Annotated in this window: 17 protein-coding genes; 7 read left to right on the top strand and 10 right to left on the bottom strand. The window is 51.8% G+C overall.

What is annotated here, in order from left to right:
• The first annotated feature begins 126 nt into the window (after nucleotides 1-126).
• Nucleotides 127-777, top strand: a complete 651-nt coding sequence (locus ACN4EG_RS06905) for a GNAT family N-acetyltransferase (protein ID WP_431628600.1) — start codon at nucleotides 127-129, stop codon at nucleotides 775-777.
• On the top strand, nucleotides 777-2,411 hold the full coding sequence (lnt, locus tag ACN4EG_RS06900) for an apolipoprotein N-acyltransferase (protein WP_431628599.1): 1,635 nt from the start codon (nucleotides 777-779) through the stop codon (nucleotides 2,409-2,411). Before ACN4EG_RS06905 ends, lnt begins: the two co-directional genes overlap by 1 nt.
• Before the next feature lie 504 nt (nucleotides 2,412-2,915).
• On the opposite strand, the gene ACN4EG_RS06895 is transcribed toward lnt, so the two are convergent.
• Nucleotides 2,916-5,327: a hypothetical protein gene (locus ACN4EG_RS06895; protein WP_431628598.1), complete on the bottom strand. Its 2,412-nt coding sequence runs from the start codon at nucleotides 5,325-5,327 to the stop codon at nucleotides 2,916-2,918.
• A 225-nt stretch (nucleotides 5,328-5,552) separates the two neighbouring features.
• On the opposite strand from ACN4EG_RS06895, the gene ACN4EG_RS06890 reads away from it, so the two are divergent.
• Nucleotides 5,553-5,957 (top strand): hypothetical protein, encoded by a 405-nt coding sequence (locus tag ACN4EG_RS06890; protein WP_431628597.1) that lies wholly within the window; start codon nucleotides 5,553-5,555, stop codon nucleotides 5,955-5,957.
• Nucleotides 5,958-6,153: 196 nt separating this feature from the next.
• On the opposite strand, the gene ACN4EG_RS06885 is transcribed toward ACN4EG_RS06890, so the two are convergent.
• The 3 genes from ACN4EG_RS06885 to ACN4EG_RS06875 all read right to left on the bottom strand — a co-directional run bounded on the left by ACN4EG_RS06885 (nucleotide 6,154) and on the right by ACN4EG_RS06875 (nucleotide 7,948).
• Nucleotides 6,154-6,342, bottom strand: a complete 189-nt coding sequence (locus ACN4EG_RS06885) for a hypothetical protein (RefSeq protein WP_431628596.1) — start codon at nucleotides 6,340-6,342, stop codon at nucleotides 6,154-6,156.
• A 99-nt stretch (nucleotides 6,343-6,441) separates the two neighbouring features.
• On the bottom strand, nucleotides 6,442-7,365 hold the full coding sequence (locus tag ACN4EG_RS06880; protein WP_431628595.1) for a bestrophin family protein: 924 nt from the start codon (nucleotides 7,363-7,365) through the stop codon (nucleotides 6,442-6,444).
• A 148-nt stretch (nucleotides 7,366-7,513) separates the two neighbouring features.
• Nucleotides 7,514-7,948 carry a hypothetical protein gene (locus ACN4EG_RS06875; RefSeq protein ID WP_431628594.1) on the bottom strand — a complete coding sequence of 145 codons (435 nt, stop codon included), beginning with the start codon at nucleotides 7,946-7,948 and terminating at the stop codon, nucleotides 7,514-7,516.
• Nucleotides 7,949-8,286: 338 nt separating this feature from the next.
• On the opposite strand from ACN4EG_RS06875, the gene ACN4EG_RS06870 reads away from it, so the two are divergent.
• The 4 genes from ACN4EG_RS06870 (at nucleotide 8,287) to ACN4EG_RS06855 (ending at nucleotide 13,105) form a co-directional block, all read left to right on the top strand.
• Nucleotides 8,287-9,726, top strand: coding sequence for a phosphoglucomutase/phosphomannomutase family protein (locus tag ACN4EG_RS06870; RefSeq protein ID WP_431628593.1), 1,440 nt, complete (start codon nucleotides 8,287-8,289; stop codon nucleotides 9,724-9,726).
• A 173-nt stretch (nucleotides 9,727-9,899) separates the two neighbouring features.
• Nucleotides 9,900-10,172, top strand: a complete 273-nt coding sequence (locus ACN4EG_RS06865; RefSeq protein WP_431628592.1) for a DUF1049 domain-containing protein — start codon at nucleotides 9,900-9,902, stop codon at nucleotides 10,170-10,172.
• Between the two features lie 241 nt (nucleotides 10,173-10,413).
• Nucleotides 10,414-11,421 (top strand): alpha/beta hydrolase, encoded by a 1,008-nt coding sequence (locus tag ACN4EG_RS06860; protein ID WP_431628591.1) that lies wholly within the window; start codon nucleotides 10,414-10,416, stop codon nucleotides 11,419-11,421.
• Entirely contained in the window at nucleotides 11,393-13,105 is a 1,713-nt protein-coding gene (locus tag ACN4EG_RS06855) for a phosphatidylglycerol lysyltransferase domain-containing protein (RefSeq protein WP_431628590.1), read from the top strand. The genes ACN4EG_RS06860 and ACN4EG_RS06855 overlap by 29 nt, the downstream gene beginning before the upstream one ends.
• A gap of 722 nt (nucleotides 13,106-13,827) precedes the next feature.
• On the opposite strand, the gene ACN4EG_RS06850 is transcribed toward ACN4EG_RS06855, so the two are convergent.
• From ACN4EG_RS06850 to ACN4EG_RS06825, 6 genes are all read right to left on the bottom strand, one after another.
• Nucleotides 13,828-14,541 (bottom strand): PHP domain-containing protein, encoded by a 714-nt coding sequence (locus tag ACN4EG_RS06850; RefSeq protein WP_431628589.1) that lies wholly within the window; start codon nucleotides 14,539-14,541, stop codon nucleotides 13,828-13,830.
• Between the two features lie 224 nt (nucleotides 14,542-14,765).
• Nucleotides 14,766-15,470, bottom strand: a complete 705-nt coding sequence (locus ACN4EG_RS06845; RefSeq protein ID WP_431628588.1) for a response regulator transcription factor — start codon at nucleotides 15,468-15,470, stop codon at nucleotides 14,766-14,768.
• Between the two features lie 69 nt (nucleotides 15,471-15,539).
• Entirely contained in the window at nucleotides 15,540-15,983 is a 444-nt protein-coding gene (gene ruvX / locus ACN4EG_RS06840; protein WP_431628587.1) for a Holliday junction resolvase RuvX, read from the bottom strand.
• A 31-nt stretch (nucleotides 15,984-16,014) separates the two neighbouring features.
• A complete protein-coding gene (locus tag ACN4EG_RS06835; protein ID WP_431628586.1) occupies nucleotides 16,015-17,334 on the bottom strand; it encodes a GNAT family N-acetyltransferase in 1,320 nt (439 codons plus the stop codon).
• 21 nt (nucleotides 17,335-17,355) lie between these two features.
• Nucleotides 17,356-18,582, bottom strand: coding sequence for a F420-0:Gamma-glutamyl ligase (locus ACN4EG_RS06830; protein ID WP_431628585.1), 1,227 nt, complete (start codon nucleotides 18,580-18,582; stop codon nucleotides 17,356-17,358).
• Between the two features lie 105 nt (nucleotides 18,583-18,687).
• Nucleotides 18,688-19,728 carry a glucokinase gene (locus ACN4EG_RS06825; protein WP_431628584.1) on the bottom strand — a complete coding sequence of 347 codons (1,041 nt, stop codon included), beginning with the start codon at nucleotides 19,726-19,728 and terminating at the stop codon, nucleotides 18,688-18,690.
• Between the last annotated feature and the right edge of the window lie 299 nt (nucleotides 19,729-20,027).

Below are 20,027 nucleotides of genomic sequence, written 5' to 3'. Positions count from 1 at the left end.
GAACAATTCCACCAGCAGCCAAAACCCAGTTACAAAAAACGCCCCCTCTACCCTTCTACCCCTTCCCCTAGAATTTTCTCCAATCACCATCCCCGAGCGAAAACCGCGTGCGGTAGGATAGCACCTATGGGTTTACAGTTTCCGGTTGAAGCAATTACCGTGCGGCCTGCCGAGATTAGTGATACGGCTTGGGGCGCAGATTTACTCTTTTCCGCTGGCAAGGGGCTGTTTAGTTATGTCTTTGCTTCCACCCCGGAAAAAGCTCAGGCAACCCTCCACCAGGCATTTGCTGAGCCAAACCATGCCTTTAGCTATGAACATACGCAAATTATTGAAGTCAACGATCGGGCAGCGGGTCTGATTCTGGGCTATCCCGGTGACCTTAAACGGAAGCTGGAGGAAAATGTGCAGGGCATTATGGCCCACCTTTTGCCCGTCACCCGTGTGCCTAGAATTTTAGTGAATTTGGCTGACCTGAGTCGCATTAAGCAAGAGGTCGATCGGGATGACTATTTTGTCTTGAGCCTCTGCATTGCACCGGAGTTTCGCAATCGTGGCCTTGGCTCGGCCCTGCTGCAAGATACGGAACTAGAAGCCCAAGACCTCGGCTGTCAGCACATTTGCACCGACGTGACTTACCAGAACATTCCCGCTCGTAAGTTGTTTGAACGGCTGGGCTACACGGTCACATGCAGCAAAACCAGCCATCGCTTTGAAACCATGACCGATGCGGGGGGACTCCATCGCCTAGCAAAAAATTTGGAGACTCGATCGTAATGGGGCGTCAGATACCGCTAGACCGGACTTCGGAAGGAAAACCGCTGTCGTTCCAGACCCGAGTTTGGCTCAAGCCCATGGGCCTCGCGCTCTTGGCAGGATTACTGATGAGTTTGGCCCCTGCGCCGCTCAACCTCTGGCCGATCGCTTGGATCGCCTTGGCCCCGCTCTGGGTCTTGGCAGTGCAGGGTCGTTGGAAGGTTGCAGCATTATGGGGCTTTGCCTACCACGGCATTTCTCTGTTTTGGATTACGGGTTTGCATCCATTAACTTGGCTGGGACTGTCCTGGGGGACTAGTGTAGCGATCGTCACCGTAATCTGGCTCTTCATTACAGGTTGGGGCGTGGCGACGGTACTGGTTTGGGCTGGGGCAATGGCCTGGATGGGGCGGCAGCAGTTTCCTACGGGCCTTCGGGTCTTGGCTGGAACAGCCCTCTGGTGTGCCCTGGAAACGCTGCGGAATCATAGTCCCCTCGATTGGACGACCCTGGCCTATACCCAAAGTCCCGGCAATCCTGTGATTCTGCACTTGGGGCAACTGGCGGGGCCGATGGCCGTGACAGCCGCGATCGTGGCAGTAAATGGGTTACTGGCTGAAGCTTGGTTAGCAGGAAATTCTAAACCCTGGATATCCTGGCTGTTGGCATGGAACTCCCGATCGCAGACAAAAACCAAATTCCTGCGCGCGATCGGGCTACTCCTCATCAGCCACGCGATCGGGTTAGGGCTGTCTTTCCAACCTTTGGAGGCATCTCCGAATACGGCACTGTCTGTCGGAATCGTTCAAGGCAATGTCCCAACCCGCATCAAACTATCGCCCCAAGGAATTCAGCAAGGACTACATAATTACTCTCTGGGCTATCGAATTTTGGCGGATCAAGGAGCTAATCTGATCATCACGTCGGAAGCCGCAATGCCCTTTGAATGGCAAGACCGATCTCCGAGCGTTTTGGATCAGGTGCTGTCCGATCGCCAAGTGCCCTTAGTGCTCGGTTCCTTTGGTCAGCGCGGCGATCGGACAACCCAGGCAATGCTCATGCTTAATCCCCAGGGGCAGATTCAGAGCCAGTACGATAAGGTAAAAGTTGTGCCGTTAGGCGAATCTTTACCCTTTGAAGAGATCCTGGGCAAATTTATCGGTCGTCTGTCACCGATTCGCAGTTATTTACTGGCCGGAGCCGCCCATCAACGCTTTGTCACACCCTTTGGCAATGCCGCGATCGGGATTTGCTATGAGTCCGCCTTTCCAGAACTCTTTCGGGATCAAGTCCAAGGGGGCGCACAATTTTTAATCACCGCGTCCAATTTAGATCCCTACAGTTCCGTGCTCATGGCGCAACACCAAGCCCACGATCTGATGCGGGCGATCGAAACCGATCGCTGGATCGTGCGGGCAACCAATACTGGGTATTCCGGCGTCATTAATCCCCACGGTCGAATCCTCTGGCGATCGGCAGACCACGAATTTACCGTGCACCGAGCAACCATTCACCGTCGCCAAACCCAAACGCTCTACACCCGCTGGGGCAATTGGCTCACGCCTGTCCTACTGATCTTGAGTAGTATTTGGATTCTGCAGCAGCTGAAATTTAGCCCGATGCCATTCAAGTCATCTAGCCATTCTTCGAATTAATTTTGCTTGAATGATTATGCAATGGCTAGCACAGCAAAAACACCGCCCTGAGTTAGCTTGAGCGATCTCACACGGCTTCAAAAAGAAGCTCTGATCTGACTCCTAGCGCTGGGATAACTGTGTGTCACTGCAGAAGTCCTGCGGCATTGTCCCATTTTCAGGTTTACCCATTCACGCCATGGCGCGATTCTGACTCACTGCACTACTTCAGGTTTAGTCCGATTTTAGTCCAGTCGGCTAGTACAGCAATGCTACTTCTGATCCACGTTATCTTTGTCTCATTCTGATCTCATTTTCGCGATCTCATTTCTGAAGATCTGACGTCTACTTTCAATTAAAAAATTTGGCCAATGTAATTGACATTTCACAATCGAGGATTACTGACAGTAACACCATTGGAATCGGCGTAGAACTCTTTCAAGCCCACATTTAGCCCAATTACTGAATGATCAGGATCTGGCAACTGAATACTGGATCACTTGGTCTTTGGGTTTCAAGCCAGAGCTAACCGAGACAATCGAGCCGAACAGCCCACTGCCTCGCCATATTGGAATCACTCATTAGCTCAACGATCTGCCGCGCCTTCGCCAGCTTGCCAAAGCGAAGATAGATGCCAATCCACTGGGATGCCCGTTGATTATCGAGGGGTCTAGTCGTCGCGGAGTCTTGCTGATAGAGGCTCAGGGCCTTATCTAGACTGCGTAACAGGGTGACTGAATCAGCGCTATAGGTGTATATAGTAGTCTGCGTGGACCAAAGCTCTGCCTGGGCCTGGAGCGATAGTCCTGCCTGGGCCTGCCAATCAGCAGCGAGTTCCGGTTTGCCTGCAACAATGGCTGCTTCGACAATTCTTTGGGCGATGCTAGGCTGGTCCGCGACTCCTGCGGCCTTCGCTTGAGCAACGAAGCGGGAAATCTCCGCCGCTAAGTCAGGAACTGAGGTATTCAAGACCATTTGCTTAGCCATTTCTTGAGCCCGCAGTTCTGGATTGGTAATTTGTTGGAGATAGGTGATCTGCAAGGCCGCGAGGCGAGCGGCACTTTCAGGTTGATCCTGGAGGCGAAGAAATTGTTCCACCCCTCCGAACCAGGCCAAGGGGAAATGCTCGTTGGAAATCAGTCTCCCCAACGGCACCTCTACACCTGAACTGAGACGCTGTTCTGCGATAACTGCTAGGCGGTCCGCTAGAGCCTGGGCTAGCGGTCGGGCAGCGGCAGATTGCCCCTGCTGATGTAAGACCTGAATCGCCACCAAGACATCATACTCTGGCGGTTGAGAACCAATAGCCATATCAATGACTTCCACAAAGGGAGGATCTTGCCTGATAAATTCAGGTGGGCTAAAAAAGTTGATGGGTTGTACGGGGGGTGTCTTCAATTGACTCATCGCCTGCTCACCCAGGGCGATGAGCTGCTGCGGTTTTCCTGCCCGAGCGGCGGCAACGGCCACCCACAGTCGCCACGACGCTTGCACATCAAACGTGCCCGCTTCGTTACGAAAGACTAAGGGACTCGGAATGAGTTGCTGGGCTCGGTCAAACTGTTGGGCTTCCACCGCCATGGCAATCAAAAATTCCGCTGCTTCCGCCTGAATCTTAAGTTGCTCAATCAACTGAATGAACTCTGATTGATAGCCTTCAACCTGGCTCAGTCGATAGAGGCTTTGCCCCCAACCACTACCACCTGTAACCTGAAATCCGTTGAATCCATAGGGGGTATTGAACTTTTGCTGTTGGCCCTGGCGTCCGGCGGCAATGAGCTGAGCGATCGCTGGAGCCGTTTCCTGGGGGCGTTTTTGTTGGCGGGCTTCTCCGGCGATCGCCAACCACATCTGCGCCCGCATCTGCGCCGGAGCCTGGGACAGTTGTCGAGCTGCTTGGGTTGCTGTGGTGACGCCGCCTGCCTGGACAAACTGGATGATGCCTTGGGTGGCAATTGCCTCTGGAGTTGGCTCTGGATTCTGGCCTGGGTTCTGGCGGGGGGCATTGCCCAGCGAAGCGAGGGCCTGGTTGAACAGGGCGATCGCCGGTTGATTCTGTTTCCTTCGTAAGTAGGCCGCTGCAATGCGGAACTGCTGCTCACTGCGCAGGGTGACCGGCTGAACATCGCGAGCCAGGGCGGCGGCAAAGTCGAGCTGCTGGCGTTGTAGGGCATCATCGATGAACTGCAACCACAGTCGGCGGGAGTCGCCACTGAGGGGGAGGGTGCTGGGTTTTCTGTTGCTTGGACGGCCCGCTTTGGGATTCGCTTGGAAGAGGGGGGCGATCGCCGCCAACCGCGCATTCCCCTCGGCGGGTTGGCCCAGGTCAAACCAAACCCCCGCCAAGCGCCACTGCACCTCTGCCTGGAGCGGTGGCAGAGTAATGCCAGCCAGGGTTTTGTTGGTCTGCTGGAGCAACGGCTGGCTGCGCTGTCGTTGACCCAGTTGGTGATAGGCTTGGGCCGCTGTGACAAAGGCACGGCTCTGGGCGTAGTTATAGCCGGGGGGCAGACTCTGGGCCAAACCCACCAGGCGATCGACCAAGGCTAGCCACTGCCCTCTCTGGGAGGCTGGGGTTTGGTCGATCCATCTCAGTAGGGTGGGGTTGCGCGTTACGAGATAGGGATCGGTGAGGCGATCAATCGCCAGCTGAGTCATCTGGGGCGTGGCCTCAGCCCTCTGGAGCATGGCCTGCAACTGGGGTAAATCTTCTGAGGTCGGAGCCGTCGAGTGCCACTGCAAGCGCGTCCATTGAGTAAAGCTATAGGCATATTGCTCGTTTCGGCAGGCCGCAGATTGACGCGTTTGGGCAATTTGGACCGGCTGGGCCGAGGCCGAGGGCTGGCTGGCGAGGCCAAGGGAGAAGCCAGAGGCAAGGGAAAGAGCAGTATGGCCACCCACTGTGATCCAAGACAAAATCAACCGACAGTATTTCATACAAGACTAAGGGGGGTGACCTAACTGACAAAAGTATTGCGGAGTGAAACGAAAGCGGGACGGGCATTGGAGTCTGGTTTAGGCCAGGAGTTAGCACACAACTAAGCCAACCAAAATGACTCCAACAACTCATCTGTATGATGCGCTGCAAATCGATCTACGTCAATGCGGCATCGTCTGGTGAGTATCCGTCACCTCCAGACCTTATGCTGGATGATGGTCGGTATGATTCAGAGCGAGAAGGTTCATCCGAGCGGTTTTGGGGTGAATGTTCCCAGCCGCGCCACGCCAGCGCAATCGAGCCAATGGCGGTTTCGGCGGTGTCTGGGCAATCGGCGGATTGAATTGGCTGCGGTGCATCAGGCATTGGTGGGTCAAGCCCTGGCCCAATGGGGCGCTCAACGGTTGTATCCGAGCTTGGATACAACGCTATTGTGGAACTGTTTCTGTGTGATCTGGGTGAGGGTGGTGTATCGGGGACGAACCGTACCCTTGGGCTTTCGGATCGTGGTGCAAGCCAGCAGTACGGTGCGGTTATGGCAGATGCAACGGGTATTATTAAATCGGTGGTCAAAGATGCGGTATTGCACAGCATTCCCCTTATATTCAACGGCTAAAACTCGTGACTAGAGGAGGTTTAGAGAATTGATTTAAGAAGAAATGGGAAGCAATACGTGAACAAAGGACACTGGTTTAATATGTCCGGTCGCTCGGTTACTCCCGTCCGATGCCGATGTGGTGTTAATGGCTGACCGTGGCTTTGGGTTCTTACGCACTTTTGGTGAATCGGTCATGCGACTGCTGAATCAGGGAGATTACATCCCGATCACGACCGATCGAGGGGAGGATGGATAGAAAGGGGGAACCGATTGTCCACCCAACGATCTAAATCTGCAATTTGCGATCGAATCAACCGATCGAACTCTTGGATCTGTTGCTCATCACGCTGTTTTCGCCCAGCAATCCAAGCATTGCGGAAGACTGTTAAATTTTTCAGCAACATCCCAATTTTCATACACCAATCCTCCTAGCCACGATCGCACAACTCTAGGTATCGTTGGCAAACCCTATTGTTGGCAGGGAGAAGCAGGAACTACTCAGAAAGATGACTGATTTATTTCAGCGACTCGACGGAAGCGTCTTCCCAAGCAATCGGAGCCCAGTGAGGGGACGAAAATCGGGTTAAATCCATCACATTGCGCTTGATCGTCGAACAGAAATTTTCCAAGGGCAGGTCATTGGCATCCTTCCCAAAGGGGTTTTCAATTTCGAGGCCAATTTCTTCAATCCCCAACAGGGTGAAGCTAATAATGATCACCACCGGAGCCACTAGCCAGCCCAAGTCTTTCACCATTTGGAACGGCAACACTAAGCAATAAATTAATAAAAGTTGCTTCAGATGAATGGCATAGGCCAAGGGAATAGGCGTTCTCAGAATCCGTTCACAGCCGCTCAGAGCGCCGACTAGACTATCCAAGTGAGCCGTCATGACATTCAGACGATGTTCGTTCAGATGGCCCTTTTGATACTGAGTTTGCAAATACCCCCCCAGCCAAAAGGTGATTTCGAGAGGCACATTGTCACTGCTACCCATCATTGCCAATTGCTCCCGCGCAAGGTAGGGAGCCAAGACCATCCCCATCGGTTCTTGGCGCAGGTGCTGTTGCGTCGCGATCGCGAAGGCGGGTAGGAGCTGGAGCGCGGCAACTTTTTCCTGGCGATCGATCCGACTGTGTTCCTCTACTCCAACCCAGATATGGCGACCGAGGTTACGGGCGCTGATGATGATCGTTCCCCAGCATTTGCGACCTTCCCAGAAGCGATCGTAGGCGGTGTTTGTCCGAAATACGAGAAGCAAGCCGAGAACGATACTAGGAATCAGGCTATCTTTCAACGGGAGTGCAATGGGTTTAAAGTCCTGATAAATCCAGGCAACCACTAAGGCAACAAAGCCACACAGCAGCGATCGGGGCAGGACCAAGGGCAACACTGAACCCCGCAATTGGAAAACAACTCGAAACCAGCGCTTGTTCGACATAACCATCTATAAAGCAATATTCAGACAGAGATCGGCAAACCCCGATCGGTAAACACCGATCAGTAACAATAAAGCAACCCACCAACAAAGCAACCCGCACAGCAGGGTGCAGCCCAAAGAACCTAATGACAACGGCCCCTAGGGATGGCTAACGACGCACTTTCCCTGTAAAACCAGCCGCTTTGAACTGTTCCAGCTTTAGGGGTTCAGGTTGGCTATCCGGCACCGAGACGCGAATTTCAAAGCTGCTGATTCCCGGCGGAAATTCATCTACGGATCCCAGTCTGGAGCGGTTACGAAGAATTGCATCGCCATTGGCATCGTAAATTCGACCGAAGACATCCGCATTGACCACCGTTTTGCCAGAGGTGTTGTTAGCTTTGCCTGTGATGATAAAACAGTTCGCCGGACGGGCCACCCCACCGCTGGTAATCGCTCCCTCTGCCTGATCCGGTGGGCAAACATGGTAGGTCAGATCAGACAGCGCCACTTGGGTCAAGGCCAAGGCACTGGGAGCCACGAAATTTAAGAGTCCCCAAAAGAATAAGGCGCAACCAGCAATAAACAGCGATCGCAGTTTCATATCTCCCCTCTCCAATGAAACCCAACGAGGTAATCTAGAAACGATGTCACAGGAAAATGTGATGAGAGCAACAGCAAGATTCCCCATTGGGATCAAGGCTAGAACTCATCGCAATCTCTTGCAATCCGGTGTTAGCGGAGACTTCAGGCAAGTTCATCCTAAGCTTACCCTGAAACAAGAAGGATGCAGAGGATCGATCGGGCTGCTACGCCTAGGACAGGGCTCCACCCGTCCAATTCAAGCGTCTAAACCGCAGTTACTCTGTTTCGATTCTTTTCTACTGCGATCCATTCACTGGTTACGATTAGAAACAAAATATTGAGAGCATTGGTGACGCCATGGGTACTGGGATAAATTTTGGAACGAATCCCCCAATCAAATTTGGGACGGATGGCTGGCGCGGCATTATTGCTGACGATTTCACCTTCAGCAATGTCTGTAAAGTGACCCGGGCGATCGCGACCTATTTGGAAAAGGCTTACTCCAAAGATCGTCCTGTCCTGGTTTGCTATGATCCCCGGTTTTTGGCCGATCAGTTTGCCTATACCTCGGCCAATGTGCTGGCGGATTTGGGTTGGACGGTGAAAATTGTCGATCGCGATTGCCCCACTCCGGTGATTGCCTACAACGCTAAGCACCTCAACTCGGCGGGGGCGTTGATGTTCACAGCTAGCCATAACCCAGCACCCTACTGCGGCATCAAGTACATTCCCGACTACGCAGGGCCTGCAACAACGGATATTACGGATACGATCGTCGCAGCGTTAGACACTGCCTCCGATGCACCGCCCACGGGCAAAAATAGCAGCCAAATTTCTACCTTTGACCCCAAACCGGATTACCTAACCTTCCTGTACTCGATCCTGGATGTGGAGCGGATCCGTGCTGCCAAGCTCAAGGTGAAGTACGATGCGCTTTACTCCACCTCGCGGGGCTACTTGGATGAGGTCTTGCAACACTGTGGCTGTGACGTGGAATCCTTCCACACCCATCGCGATGTGCTGTTTGGGGGCGGGATGCCGGAACCCAAGCCGGAACTGTTGGGCGAATTAATTGCTGCTGTCAAGCAAGACCAAGCTGATCTGGGGCTGGCCACGGATGGAGATAGCGATCGCTTTGGCGTCATTGACGAGCAAGGCAATTACCTGACGCCGAATACGATTTTGCTGCTGCTGGCCCGCCACTTGATGAAGAACAAGGGCAAAAAGGGCGCGATCGTGCGCACCGTCGCCACCACCCACCTGTTGGATAACTTGGCCAACAAGTACGGTTTGGAGCTGATCGAAACGGCGGTGGGCTTTAAGTACGTGGGTCAGCAAATGCGGGAAACCACCGTGCTGATCGGCGGAGAAGAATCCGGTGGTCTGAGTGTGATCGGCCACATTCCCGAAAAGGATGGCATTCTGGCGGACATGCTGGTGGCGGAAGCGATCGCCTACGAAGGCAAAGCCCTCAGCCAATTGGTGGCAGAAGCGATCGCCGATGCCGATGGCCCACTCTATAACAACCGTCTGGATCTGCACTTGACCAATGAGCACAAGGAAGCAGTTCTCAAAGCCTTTACCGCCAATCCTCCCAGCGAAGTGGCTGGCGTTGCCGTGAAGGAAGTGGGTCGTAAAGACGGCATCAAGCTCTACCTCTCCGAAGGAAGCTGGGTGCTGCTGCGTCCCTCCGGCACAGAGCCGTTGATTCGGGTTTATTTGGAAACCAACAGTGCTGAGAAGCTGACTCAAATGGGCCAGTTCATGGAAAACCTGATCCATCAAATCCAAGCCTAGTCCGATTCTGGGTCAACCATTGTCAGCGAGCCATTTGTTGGTGAACCTATCCATCGCCTAGGATACGAGGGACGTTCAGCTTGAGCGTCCCTTTACTGCGACAGGTCATTTTGCTAGGAGTTGTGACGGATCGTTGGCCAAATGCCATTGTCACTTTTGCGCCTGAGGAAACAATGAAACCCCCTATCAGACACACCATAACCGTCATCTTCAGTTCGATCGTGGCTCTCTGGACGATCGTCATAGCCGTGATTGCCATGCAAAACGCCGAGCCGATTACGCTGAAGTTTTTGGGTTTGGCATCGATTCCCATGCCCTTTGGATTTGTCTTTGCGCTGACGGTGGCGATCGGCATGGTTAGCACAGCTTTGCTCTGGCCTTGGTGGACAAGTGGGCCATGGCTCCCAAAATCCTGGGGCACCCCGCGCAAATCCCGTAAACCCTAATTCCGACACCTGTAAAAGTTCTGACGCCTGTGAATAACGTAGAGCCGTCATACCGATGACACGCTTCTACAACGAGAGTGACAATTTAAAACCCTATAGTGATGCGCAAGTTACTGAGTCTTGGAAATGGGTGGTCTTCAGCCTTTTCTTATGTCTCCTGTGACCAGCAGCCCTTTTCGTTCGCCAACTTCACTGCTAGTTGCTCCCTCGCATCATCACACTCGCGTCATTACAAATGCTTATGCATTTCAAACCCCTCATCATTGGCTCCACTACCGCAGTTATTAGTCTGATGGGTGTGGGAAGTTGGTATGTTTTTGTGGCCGGAGCGCCTCAGTTAGATCCACCAGCTGCAGAACTCAACACAAATCTGACCTTCAAGGTGGAATCTGTCATGAGCCGATCGCTCGGCCAGGTTCGAAAATATGGCGTTGTTTTGCCACCGGGCTATGATGCCACTCAAAAGACCGCTTATCCCGTCATCATTTTGCTCCACGGCGGCCATGGCACCGAACGGGACTACGAAGATAAAGCCCGCTTAACCTCGGTGTTGCATGATTTATACAGTCAGAAAAAATTGCCTCCGTCGATCGTCATTACCCCCGATGGCAATGATTTCCGTGGCAGTAGCGCCCTCTGGGATCCGCAATACATTGATGGCAAGCACGGCAAAGTCGCCACATTTCTGGGACAGGAATTGGTTCGCATCGTACAATCCCGTTACCACACACTGAAAGATCCACAATTTTGGGCGATCGGTGGGCTATCCTCCGGTGGCTGGGGCGCATTGAATATTGGGCTGCATTACCCTCAGCAATTTCGCACAATGTTTAGCCACACGGGCTACTTCGTTGACAAAAGTAGCCCGAACAACAGCCCCCAAAAGTTTGTGCAGAAGCTCCCCGAAGACCTGCGTTCCAAACTCAAGATCTATCTGGATGCTGGGGAAAGTGACCATAAATATTTGGAAGCAACCCGATCGTTTCACGCAACCCTCGATCACCTGGGTATCGACAATACTTTTAATGTTTTTCCCGGTGGCCATGGCATTGTCGGGCCAGATGTGGGTTGGAACTATTGGCATAAGCACCTGATGGACTCCCTGAGCTTCGTCGGGCAACAGTTCAAAACGGCGTTAGCCGAAAAAGCAGTCTCTCCCGTTACACCCACTGTTCCAACGTCTCCTTCCTCCTCTAAAAAGTCTGCCAATCGACCTCAATATGCCGAAATTACCGCGCTCCATCGTTAAGCTGGCTCGAACCCGTTCGTTTGGGTTATGGATAACAGCAGGGCTGACCAGTGCCATGGGGATCGTCAACTTGTTATCCGCTATTTATCCCAGTCTGCCGGAGCGACGAGGTATTTTAGAAGCCTTTCTCCCGTTTTACCTACGATCGGGGAGTCGGATTTTTGCTGCGCTGGCTGGGTTTATGTTGCTAGCCCTCGCTGCGAATCTACTGCGGCGGAAACGATTGGCCTGGGGACTGACGATCGGTCTTCTCATTATTTCTATCGTCAGTCACCTCATCAAGGGGCTAGATTTTGAAGAATGCATTTTAGCAACGGTGCTATTGGTGCAATTAGTTGCGATGCGATCGAGCTTTACAGCACAGTCCGATCGACCCTCGATCGCCCAAGGCATCCGCATCCTACTACTATCGCTACTGTTCACTTTGGCCTATGGCACGGTCGGATTTTATGTGTTGGATGATCGGTTTACGGTGAATGGTCAGCCGACCAACTTTGGCTGGATCCAAGCAATTTTACAAACCCTAGCCATGTTTTTTGTCGAAGATAATGCAGGACTTCAGCCAACCAGTCGCTATGCCGAGCATTTTGCCAATTCGATCTATGTGATTGGTACAGTCACTCTAGGCTATGCCTTTTTGATGCTACTGCGGCCCGTCTTGCTGAAGGCGAACTCTGCCTCTGCCCAGGAAAGACACCAGGCCAGACAGATTATTGATACCCATGGTCAAACTTCCTTGGCAAGGCTCGCGCTTCTGCCGGATAAAGCCTACTATTTCAGTCCCACTGGACAAAGTGTGATTGCCTATGTCCCCAAAGGCCATGCCGCGATCGCCCTCGGAGATCCGATCGGGCCAGAAGCCGATCGCAAGGAAACCATCCTGAGTTTTTGGGAATTTTGTCGGCGGAATGATTGGTTTCCCGCATTTTACGAAGTACTACCCCAACAGTTGCCGCTCTATCAGCATCTAGGCTTGCAATCTCTGCAAATTGGGGAAGAGGCAATCGTGCATTTGCCAACCTTTAGCCTCAGCGGAAAAGCCAATCAGAATTTACGAACAGCAGTCAATCGGCTGACTAAAACGGGACACCGCTTCGCCCTCTACGAACCCCCGATCGCCGATAGTCTGCTGCAACAGCTTAAAGTCGTGAGCGATGAATGGTTACGCCATAAAAATGGCTCGGAAAAACGCTTCTCGATCGCCTGGTTTGACGTTGAGCATCTGCGGCCTTGCTACATCGGTACGGTTTACAGCCGCAATGGAGAAATTGTCGCTTTTGTCAATTTGCTGTCCGGCTACCATGCCTCCGAAGTGACCGTAGATCTGATGCGCCATCGAGCCGAGGTAGAGAACGGCACCATGGAGTTTTTGTTTGTCTCCATGATTCAGCATTTCCAGAAGTTGGGTTATCAGGGCTTTAGTTTTAGCCTTTCTCCCTTGGCGGGTGTGGGGCGATCTCAGCAATCTCGACAGCTTGAAAAAGGGCTGAATTACTTTTTTGAGCACCTGAACCAGTTTTACAACTTCAAAGGCTTACACCAATTCAAGGACAAGTTTCGCCCTGATTGGCAACCCCGATATTTGATTTACCCTAGTCGCCGATTATTGCCAGAGGTTGCTGTAGGCTTAGTCCGGGTGGATTCCGGCGATCGACTCTTGGATTATTTCAAACCCGGTACCTAAAGCCTGAACAGGGGTAAGAACTCCAGCAAGGTGAAGAAATTGGCAAGGTTAAGAACTATGGCATTCTATAAACTTTTACATCATTAATTAAATTTTTACATCATTGATTAAACTTCCATTTCCAGCCCCTAAACATTGATTGCGAACCTCCATGATCCCCTCAAAAATCTGATAACTTCTCATAATCCAACCTATCCAGATTAAGGATGACAACTATGCAATCTCCCCGCAAGCACCTGGGTCAGTCGATCGGATTAGGCGTTCTGTTAGCGATGGCGAGTGTGGGTGTGTTGTGGACGGTTGCATCTTTCTAACCCAAACTGCCACTTACAAGGCTTTGTGGACTTCGAAATGCGCTTTGAAGGCATACATTTCTGCAACATGTCTGCGTGGAACTCTCAAATTACAAAGGCAAGGAATATCTCATTCCTTGCCTTTTTTTACAACAAATTTGTTCTAGATTTGCTTGATCGAAAACGGACTCAAGCTGAATTTTAAAATCTGAAAGGGCCTGAAGAACCTAAGCCTATTTACTCTGTGGCTCATTGAGTCCTTATTGCAACCTAGACTGCCTATTATCTAAGGCCAGTCAGATTAGCTCAACTAGCTTGGCCCAACTAGCTTGGCACACCTGTCTAAGTCTGATCCCTGCCTTAGCGCTCTAAATCTGACCTGGTTACTTAAATTGCAAGCGGTACAAATCCCTGGCCTCTAACGAATCCCTAAACCCGTTGTACCAAACTCAATCCATGGGAATCAGTACCACAGGTATTTAAGAGATGGTACTGATTACTCATCTGTCGCACTTGCTGAGATTCTTCTGGACTGGGTTTCCAGGGTTTGGGATTGCCATAGGCATAGTAGGTTTCCACACCATCGATCCCCACTTTGACCGCAGCAGGAATTAACTCCTCATGGGAGCGGCGATAGCGGGCAGGGTGGGCCAATACAGCCACTCCACCACTTTGGTGAATCGCTGAAATTACATGATGGGCTTCTGCACTCTCTCCTCGGGGAGCCGTTCCCGTCAAATATTCAGCGATCGCGGGATGGAAGGGATCAAAGGCATACCCCAAAATGTGAACCTCTACATCCAATAGATGAGAAGTAATTTCGGTGCCTGTCCACAGATGAGGAAGGGGTTTGCTGACATTCTGCGATTGTTGTTGCCACTCTTCAAAAAATCGCTTGGCTGTATAGAAACCAGAAATCTGGTGGTGATCGGTAATCGCAAAACCCACCAACCCAATCTCGAGAACTTGTTCAGCCAAAATATCTGGCCGAAGCTGCCCATCGGAGTGGGTTGTGTGCATATGGAAATTGTAGGTATGGGGACAACTATCAGCGTTAACTGAAGCGAAGACTTGACGAAGGGCTGCCAGATCCTGTGCTGCTGGCTTCTCGCTCGTCGAAGTCTGCGGAAGAACAACCGCCATGAGGTGCCTCAAAATGGTGTGTTTGGCGTAACAACGTTACCTAACTTTACTTTAGTCTACGCTTTTACAATCGGGGCGAGATGAGCATTTTTGCTTTCCTATAGTTGTATTTCGTTTTTACTATCAGTGCATTTATCCTAGGGAAGAACTGGTCAATGCACTGAACGACTGGCTAATCCTAGAAAGCTGGCCATCCCAAACCTTGGGTTCGTTGCTGCTTTGAGTTAATTTCCCTTTGGTTTTACCAAGCCATGTTCCAGGGCAAACCGAACCAACTCAGTGCGGCTATTGGTTCCCGTCTTGGTAAACAAACGACTGACATATTTCTCAACGTTCCGCACACTAGTCTCCAAGCGGCGGGCAATTTCTTTATTCATCAACCCGTCAACCACTAGTTCCAAAACACTTTGCTCTCGAGGTGTGAAGTCAATGTTAATGGGTGCGGCGGTGGTCTGTAGGGTGCCTTTCTGGGTCAGGAGGGCTTTAATTTCCTTAATTTGCCGCGCTAATTCTGCCACGTCGGGATTTTCAATATCCCCCGATCCTGCTTGGGCGGCTTTTTGTCGAGCCAAAATATTTTTAACGATCGCCACCAATTCGTCAGGATCAAAGGGTTTGGGTAGGTAGGCATCACAGCCTGCATCATAGCCCTGGATGCGATCGTTGGTCATGCCCCGCGCTGTCAGGAAAATCACAGGCAAGGACTGGAAGCGCGGATCATCTCGCAAGCGTTTCAACAGTTGGTAACCATCTACCTGGGGCATCATGACATCACTAATCACCAAATCCGGCAGAATTCGCTGGGCCACTTCCCAACCTTCATCTCCATTGGTGGCTGTATGGACAGTAAAGCCGCTGTCTTCTAGGTAGGCTTGAACGGCTTCGCGTAGTCCGGGTTCATCGTCTACCAATAGAAGTTGCTCTGCCATGATGATCCTCTCCCTGTTCAGTTCTTTTTAATTTCTTAATGTACTTGAGTTCTAGGGCGGTTGACGACTTTACCGTCCAGCTTGATCTTGGATGCGGCGGGCGTCTAACCATTCCTGGAGGATCAATGCAGCAGCTTTGCGATCGATTAATCCCTTGTTCCGCGAGGGCTGAATATTTTCCGCGTGCAGCAATTCTTCAGCGGCAAAACTGGTTAACCGTTCATCAATCCATTCAATCGGCAGATTTAAGGCCTTGGCCAAAGCTTTAGCAAACTTTTGGGTGTGCTTGGCCTGGGAACCGATCGTGCCATCCATTTGATAGGGTAAACCAATGACTAAAACTTGGACAGTCCGTTCCTGGACTAGCGTTTGCAAAATGCTGACCACATAGTCGAAGGATTTGCGTTCGATCGTCATCAAGCCCGTTGCTGCCATACCCAAACCATCACATCCCGCAACACCAATCCGTTTTTTGCCCACGTCCAAACCGAGGGCAGAGATTTTGTTGTTCACAATCTCGGATCCCAACTGTACCTACCTCGCCTTAACAGCAGGGATCCCCATGGTCATGGGGTGGGAAAAAGTCTTGGTTTGCACTCTCGGCGGCAGTAGGCAATTCTTTGGAGGGGCGATGTTCTTTCACAGACCAGTGGTTAGGCCGTTTAGACTCGATCGTGATGCGTCCAGGAACCGGCTTGCGCACGGGTTGTAAGCCAGGGATGACATCAGCCAATTGCAAACCTTCCAAAGCCGGAGCCTGCCGAGTTTCCCGCAGCTTGTGCCACACGGAGCGAGACATCAACAATGTATGGGCAATGCGTTCAGCCCCAATCCGTTCTAAGTAGGCTTCACGTTCGGGATGGTAATCCGCCGATAGAATTTCTAAGCTTTGCGAGGGTACCTCTTGGACAATCCGCGCCATTTGGGCCATCACTTCGGGATAGAGCCAAGTGTAGGCGGGATGTACCGTTAACTGGGCGGTGTGGGGCCGGGAGCCATCCCGACAGAGTTGCAGTTGGAAGTAGGCGATCGCGACTTTGCGCTGGGGTTCAAATACATAACCGCTAATGGCTTCAGTATTCGTTACCCATTGCTGGATTAATCGAACAAGGGAGCCCAATAAACTGGTTTTGAAGTCCTGGGGATGGCGATCGAAAACCTGGCGTACCAATGGTGGCATCGCCATATTGTCTAACTGGTAGAGCAAGTGGGCATCGGCATTGCTGACGGGTAGGAGATTGGGCAAATCAGGTTCCCGTTCGGCCAAGTCTTGAAGTTGCTCAGCAGCAATTTGCCAATAGGTCACTTGAGCTACAGGCTGAAAACCATTGTGACGGTAAAGACTCAGCCCAGATTCATCATTAACATCCAATTCTAAAATCCAAGTCCGCGCTTGCAGAATGGTCTCAAAACAATAGCGCAGCAGCAGAGAACCCACTTCATTCCGGGTCAGCACCGCATTGCTGGAGACGGCAGTTGTTCCTGCTTCCGCAACACTACTTTTGGCAACCGTTTCAGAGGGAGCACGATCGTTGGACGGGACGATCGTGGATTCCATCGCCACCCGATCGACCCGCCAAGTGGTTCCTGCATGGTTGAAGGGTGACACCTTAATCACGCCTTTGACCCGTTGTTCCACCTCTGCCACATAGGCGGACAGGGCATGGCGTAGCGGATTGGGAAACCAACTGAGAAACTTGAGCAAACCGTACCAGCGACTCAACGAAATCGGTTGCTCCCGCACCATGGATGCAGCAGAATCCGTCTCGTCATGCTCCTGCATCAACCGATCGACGGTATCCACATCACGGTAGTGCAGGGCACGAATGGACAGGTTTGTCGTCTGCCGAAAAGCTCGCATCATGGGAGAAGCCGTCCTGGATCCTTAGGGTGAGGGAGTGGGTGCTGGCACAGCAAGACCTGTAGTCGCGGCAGTCGGACGGATCAAAACCAGGGGGGTTTGCTCATTAGCATTTCCAGCAGGATTGGTAATCAATGCCTGAGTGAGGAATTTTTCAGATACGTCCGAAGTCGATGCTAATATCTTAACCCTTCGTAAATCATTCACGTCTACCACAGCAGCGGAAAGACCAGTTTCCCGTTGAATCCGATCGCACAATCCTTGAGGATCGGCGGGGCCAAGGACTACAAATTTATCGTAGGGCGGAATGGTTCCGGTCACATCGTCGATCAAATTAGCCTGCTCTCCAGCTAAACGATAGAACATTCCATCGATATGGAGCGGTTTGGCAATCGATCGGGGCAACAATTTGAACGGAGTACTGACGACAAAAGCAAAAAAGACGCGAGGGGCTCCCGCAATATCAATCAATGTTTGCAACCCGCAGGCTGTCGCCAAGCTGGAAGTCCTGTGGAACATGTAACACAGGCGTTTTGCCAACCAGCCGGGTTGAATATCGGTGTAGTGACGGTAGCGCCCCTGCATAATGGCAACTGGGGATTCGCCCAAGGTTACGACATCGCCTGGTTGGGCATGGGGCACCACATAGCGCTTGACCACTTCAACCGGATCATCCAGGCTACTGAGGAGGTGGGTTTTGACGGGTAGTAGTTCTGCATTGTCCGCCGATCGCCATTGCTTAGACCCAGTGGCATCCGGAAATTTCAGGGGCACCACAATATGCTTGGAGCGAGGGATCCGTCCTCCAGGGCCATAGGTCACAAAATGCACCTTGACCCAAACGGATTGCAAGCTGGCTAAATTCTCGCCACTAATTTCCACCTGAACTTCGATCGGTTCTCGTTTGCCCACTTCAATAATATCGCTTTCCCAGTAGCCATCATCGCGGGGATCAATATCGGGAAATCGAGAAACAATCCGTGTTTTGACATGATGCTGTTCGACGGGGTCTTTAGACAGGAGCGTCGCCTCTGCCCAGATTTCCGGCACCATGACATCCAGCCGTTGGGTTTGGTTGACAAACTCTAAATCCCCAATCAAAAGAATTCGATCGGCCTCTGCGACCTCTAGCCCCCATTTACCTGCCGTCAACTCTAGACGATTGCCAGCCCGTCGCCGATATTGTAAGTCCAGCCCGATCGCGGCCAACCCAAAAACCCCTAGAACCGCCAGAAGAAGCTCGAGAATCACAATTCCCTCAACCTGCCCAATAATCTTGGATAAATGCAATTAAATCAATGCAATGTTTGAAGATTATGCCTTAAAACATGGCTTTATTGACGCAGCATTCCAGACTTACAGCCGAGCCGCACACAAAGCCGCCCCAATCAAACCCACCTGGGAATTGAGCACAACGTGAATGGGGATTCTTTCTAATAGGTGACTCATGCGGCCTTTATGGCCAAATGCTCGTAGGAATTGGCCAGATTGCATCAAGGGCAGAATTTTTGCGGCAATCCCTCCAGCAATATACAGACCGCCATAGGGCAATAATTTCAGCGCTAAATTGCCTGCCTCGGAACCATAGGCTTCCACAAACAGTTGCAAGGCTTGCTGGCAGAGCCGATCGCTGCCTTCGAGGGCTGCGGTACCAATGATGCTACCGGGATCCACAGTTTTCTCAGACTGACCGGCCTCCGCTTCCCACTGGCGAATGGCATCAGCAATCTCCGGCGTTTCAGTGGCGTAGTTACGATCGCGCAGGAATTGATAAATTGAAACAATCCCTTGTCCCGACACCACTCGCTCTACAGATAGGCGATCGATGCCGAAGCGATCGATTAAGTAGCGGGACAGTTGATATTCGATCTCATTGCGTGGCGCAAAATCCGCGTGGCCGCCTTCAGAGCTAAACACCTGATATCCCCGATCGCTGTGGATCAAAAAACCTTGCCCTAAGCCCGTGCCTGCACCAATGACAGCGATCGGGGCTGTACTTTCCGATTCTCCTACCTGCAAGGTACATAAATCTTGATCCTGGAGCCCCAAGACCCCGTAACCCACAGCGGCAAAGTCGTTAATGAGTGACACCTTGGGGATATGTAGTTCCTCCGCTAAGCGATCTGCTTCCAATAACCACCCTAAATTTGTGAGCTTTGACGTATTGTTGAGCACCGGCCCCGCGATCGCAAAACAGGCTTTAGTAGGTGCAAGAGGCCGCCCGCCCTTAGTTTGTGCCGCATCTAGAAAGGTCGTCACTATGGGCACAAGATCGGGATATTCTCCACTGAGATATCGCATTTCATAGAGGGTTTGCCAATCCGCATCCGAGACTAGATCCACCAGTCGCAGAATGGTTTTTGTCCCGCCAATATCGCCAGCCAGAAGGAGAGTCATGGAAAAGATGCCTAATGAATCGCATCGTCATTGTACTAAGGATGAACATTGTACTGATGAACGTTGTACTAAGGATGAACGTTCGCCAAATGAATAGACCTCCTGCATGAATAGTGGAGTGATGTGCCAGTTAGAGCAGGAGGTAGGAGAATAAGAATGTTGCCCTCAACATTTCTGTGGAGAGAAGATGAGCTACCAAGACCTTGAGTCGCTGTCGGATGGTGAGTTCAAGCGCTTGTGCGGGGTGAGTCGTCCGACCTTCGCCGAGATGGTTGAGGTGCTGCGTCCCCATCTAGAAC

Origin of the sequence: Alkalinema pantanalense CENA528 (assembly GCF_050753345.1) — a bacterium.
GTDB classification, from domain to species: domain Bacteria; phylum Cyanobacteriota; class Cyanobacteriia; order Leptolyngbyales; family Leptolyngbyaceae; genus Alkalinema; species Alkalinema pantanalense.
Note: the sequence above shows the minus strand (reverse complement) of the source record. Positions and strands in the feature narration are given on the sequence as shown.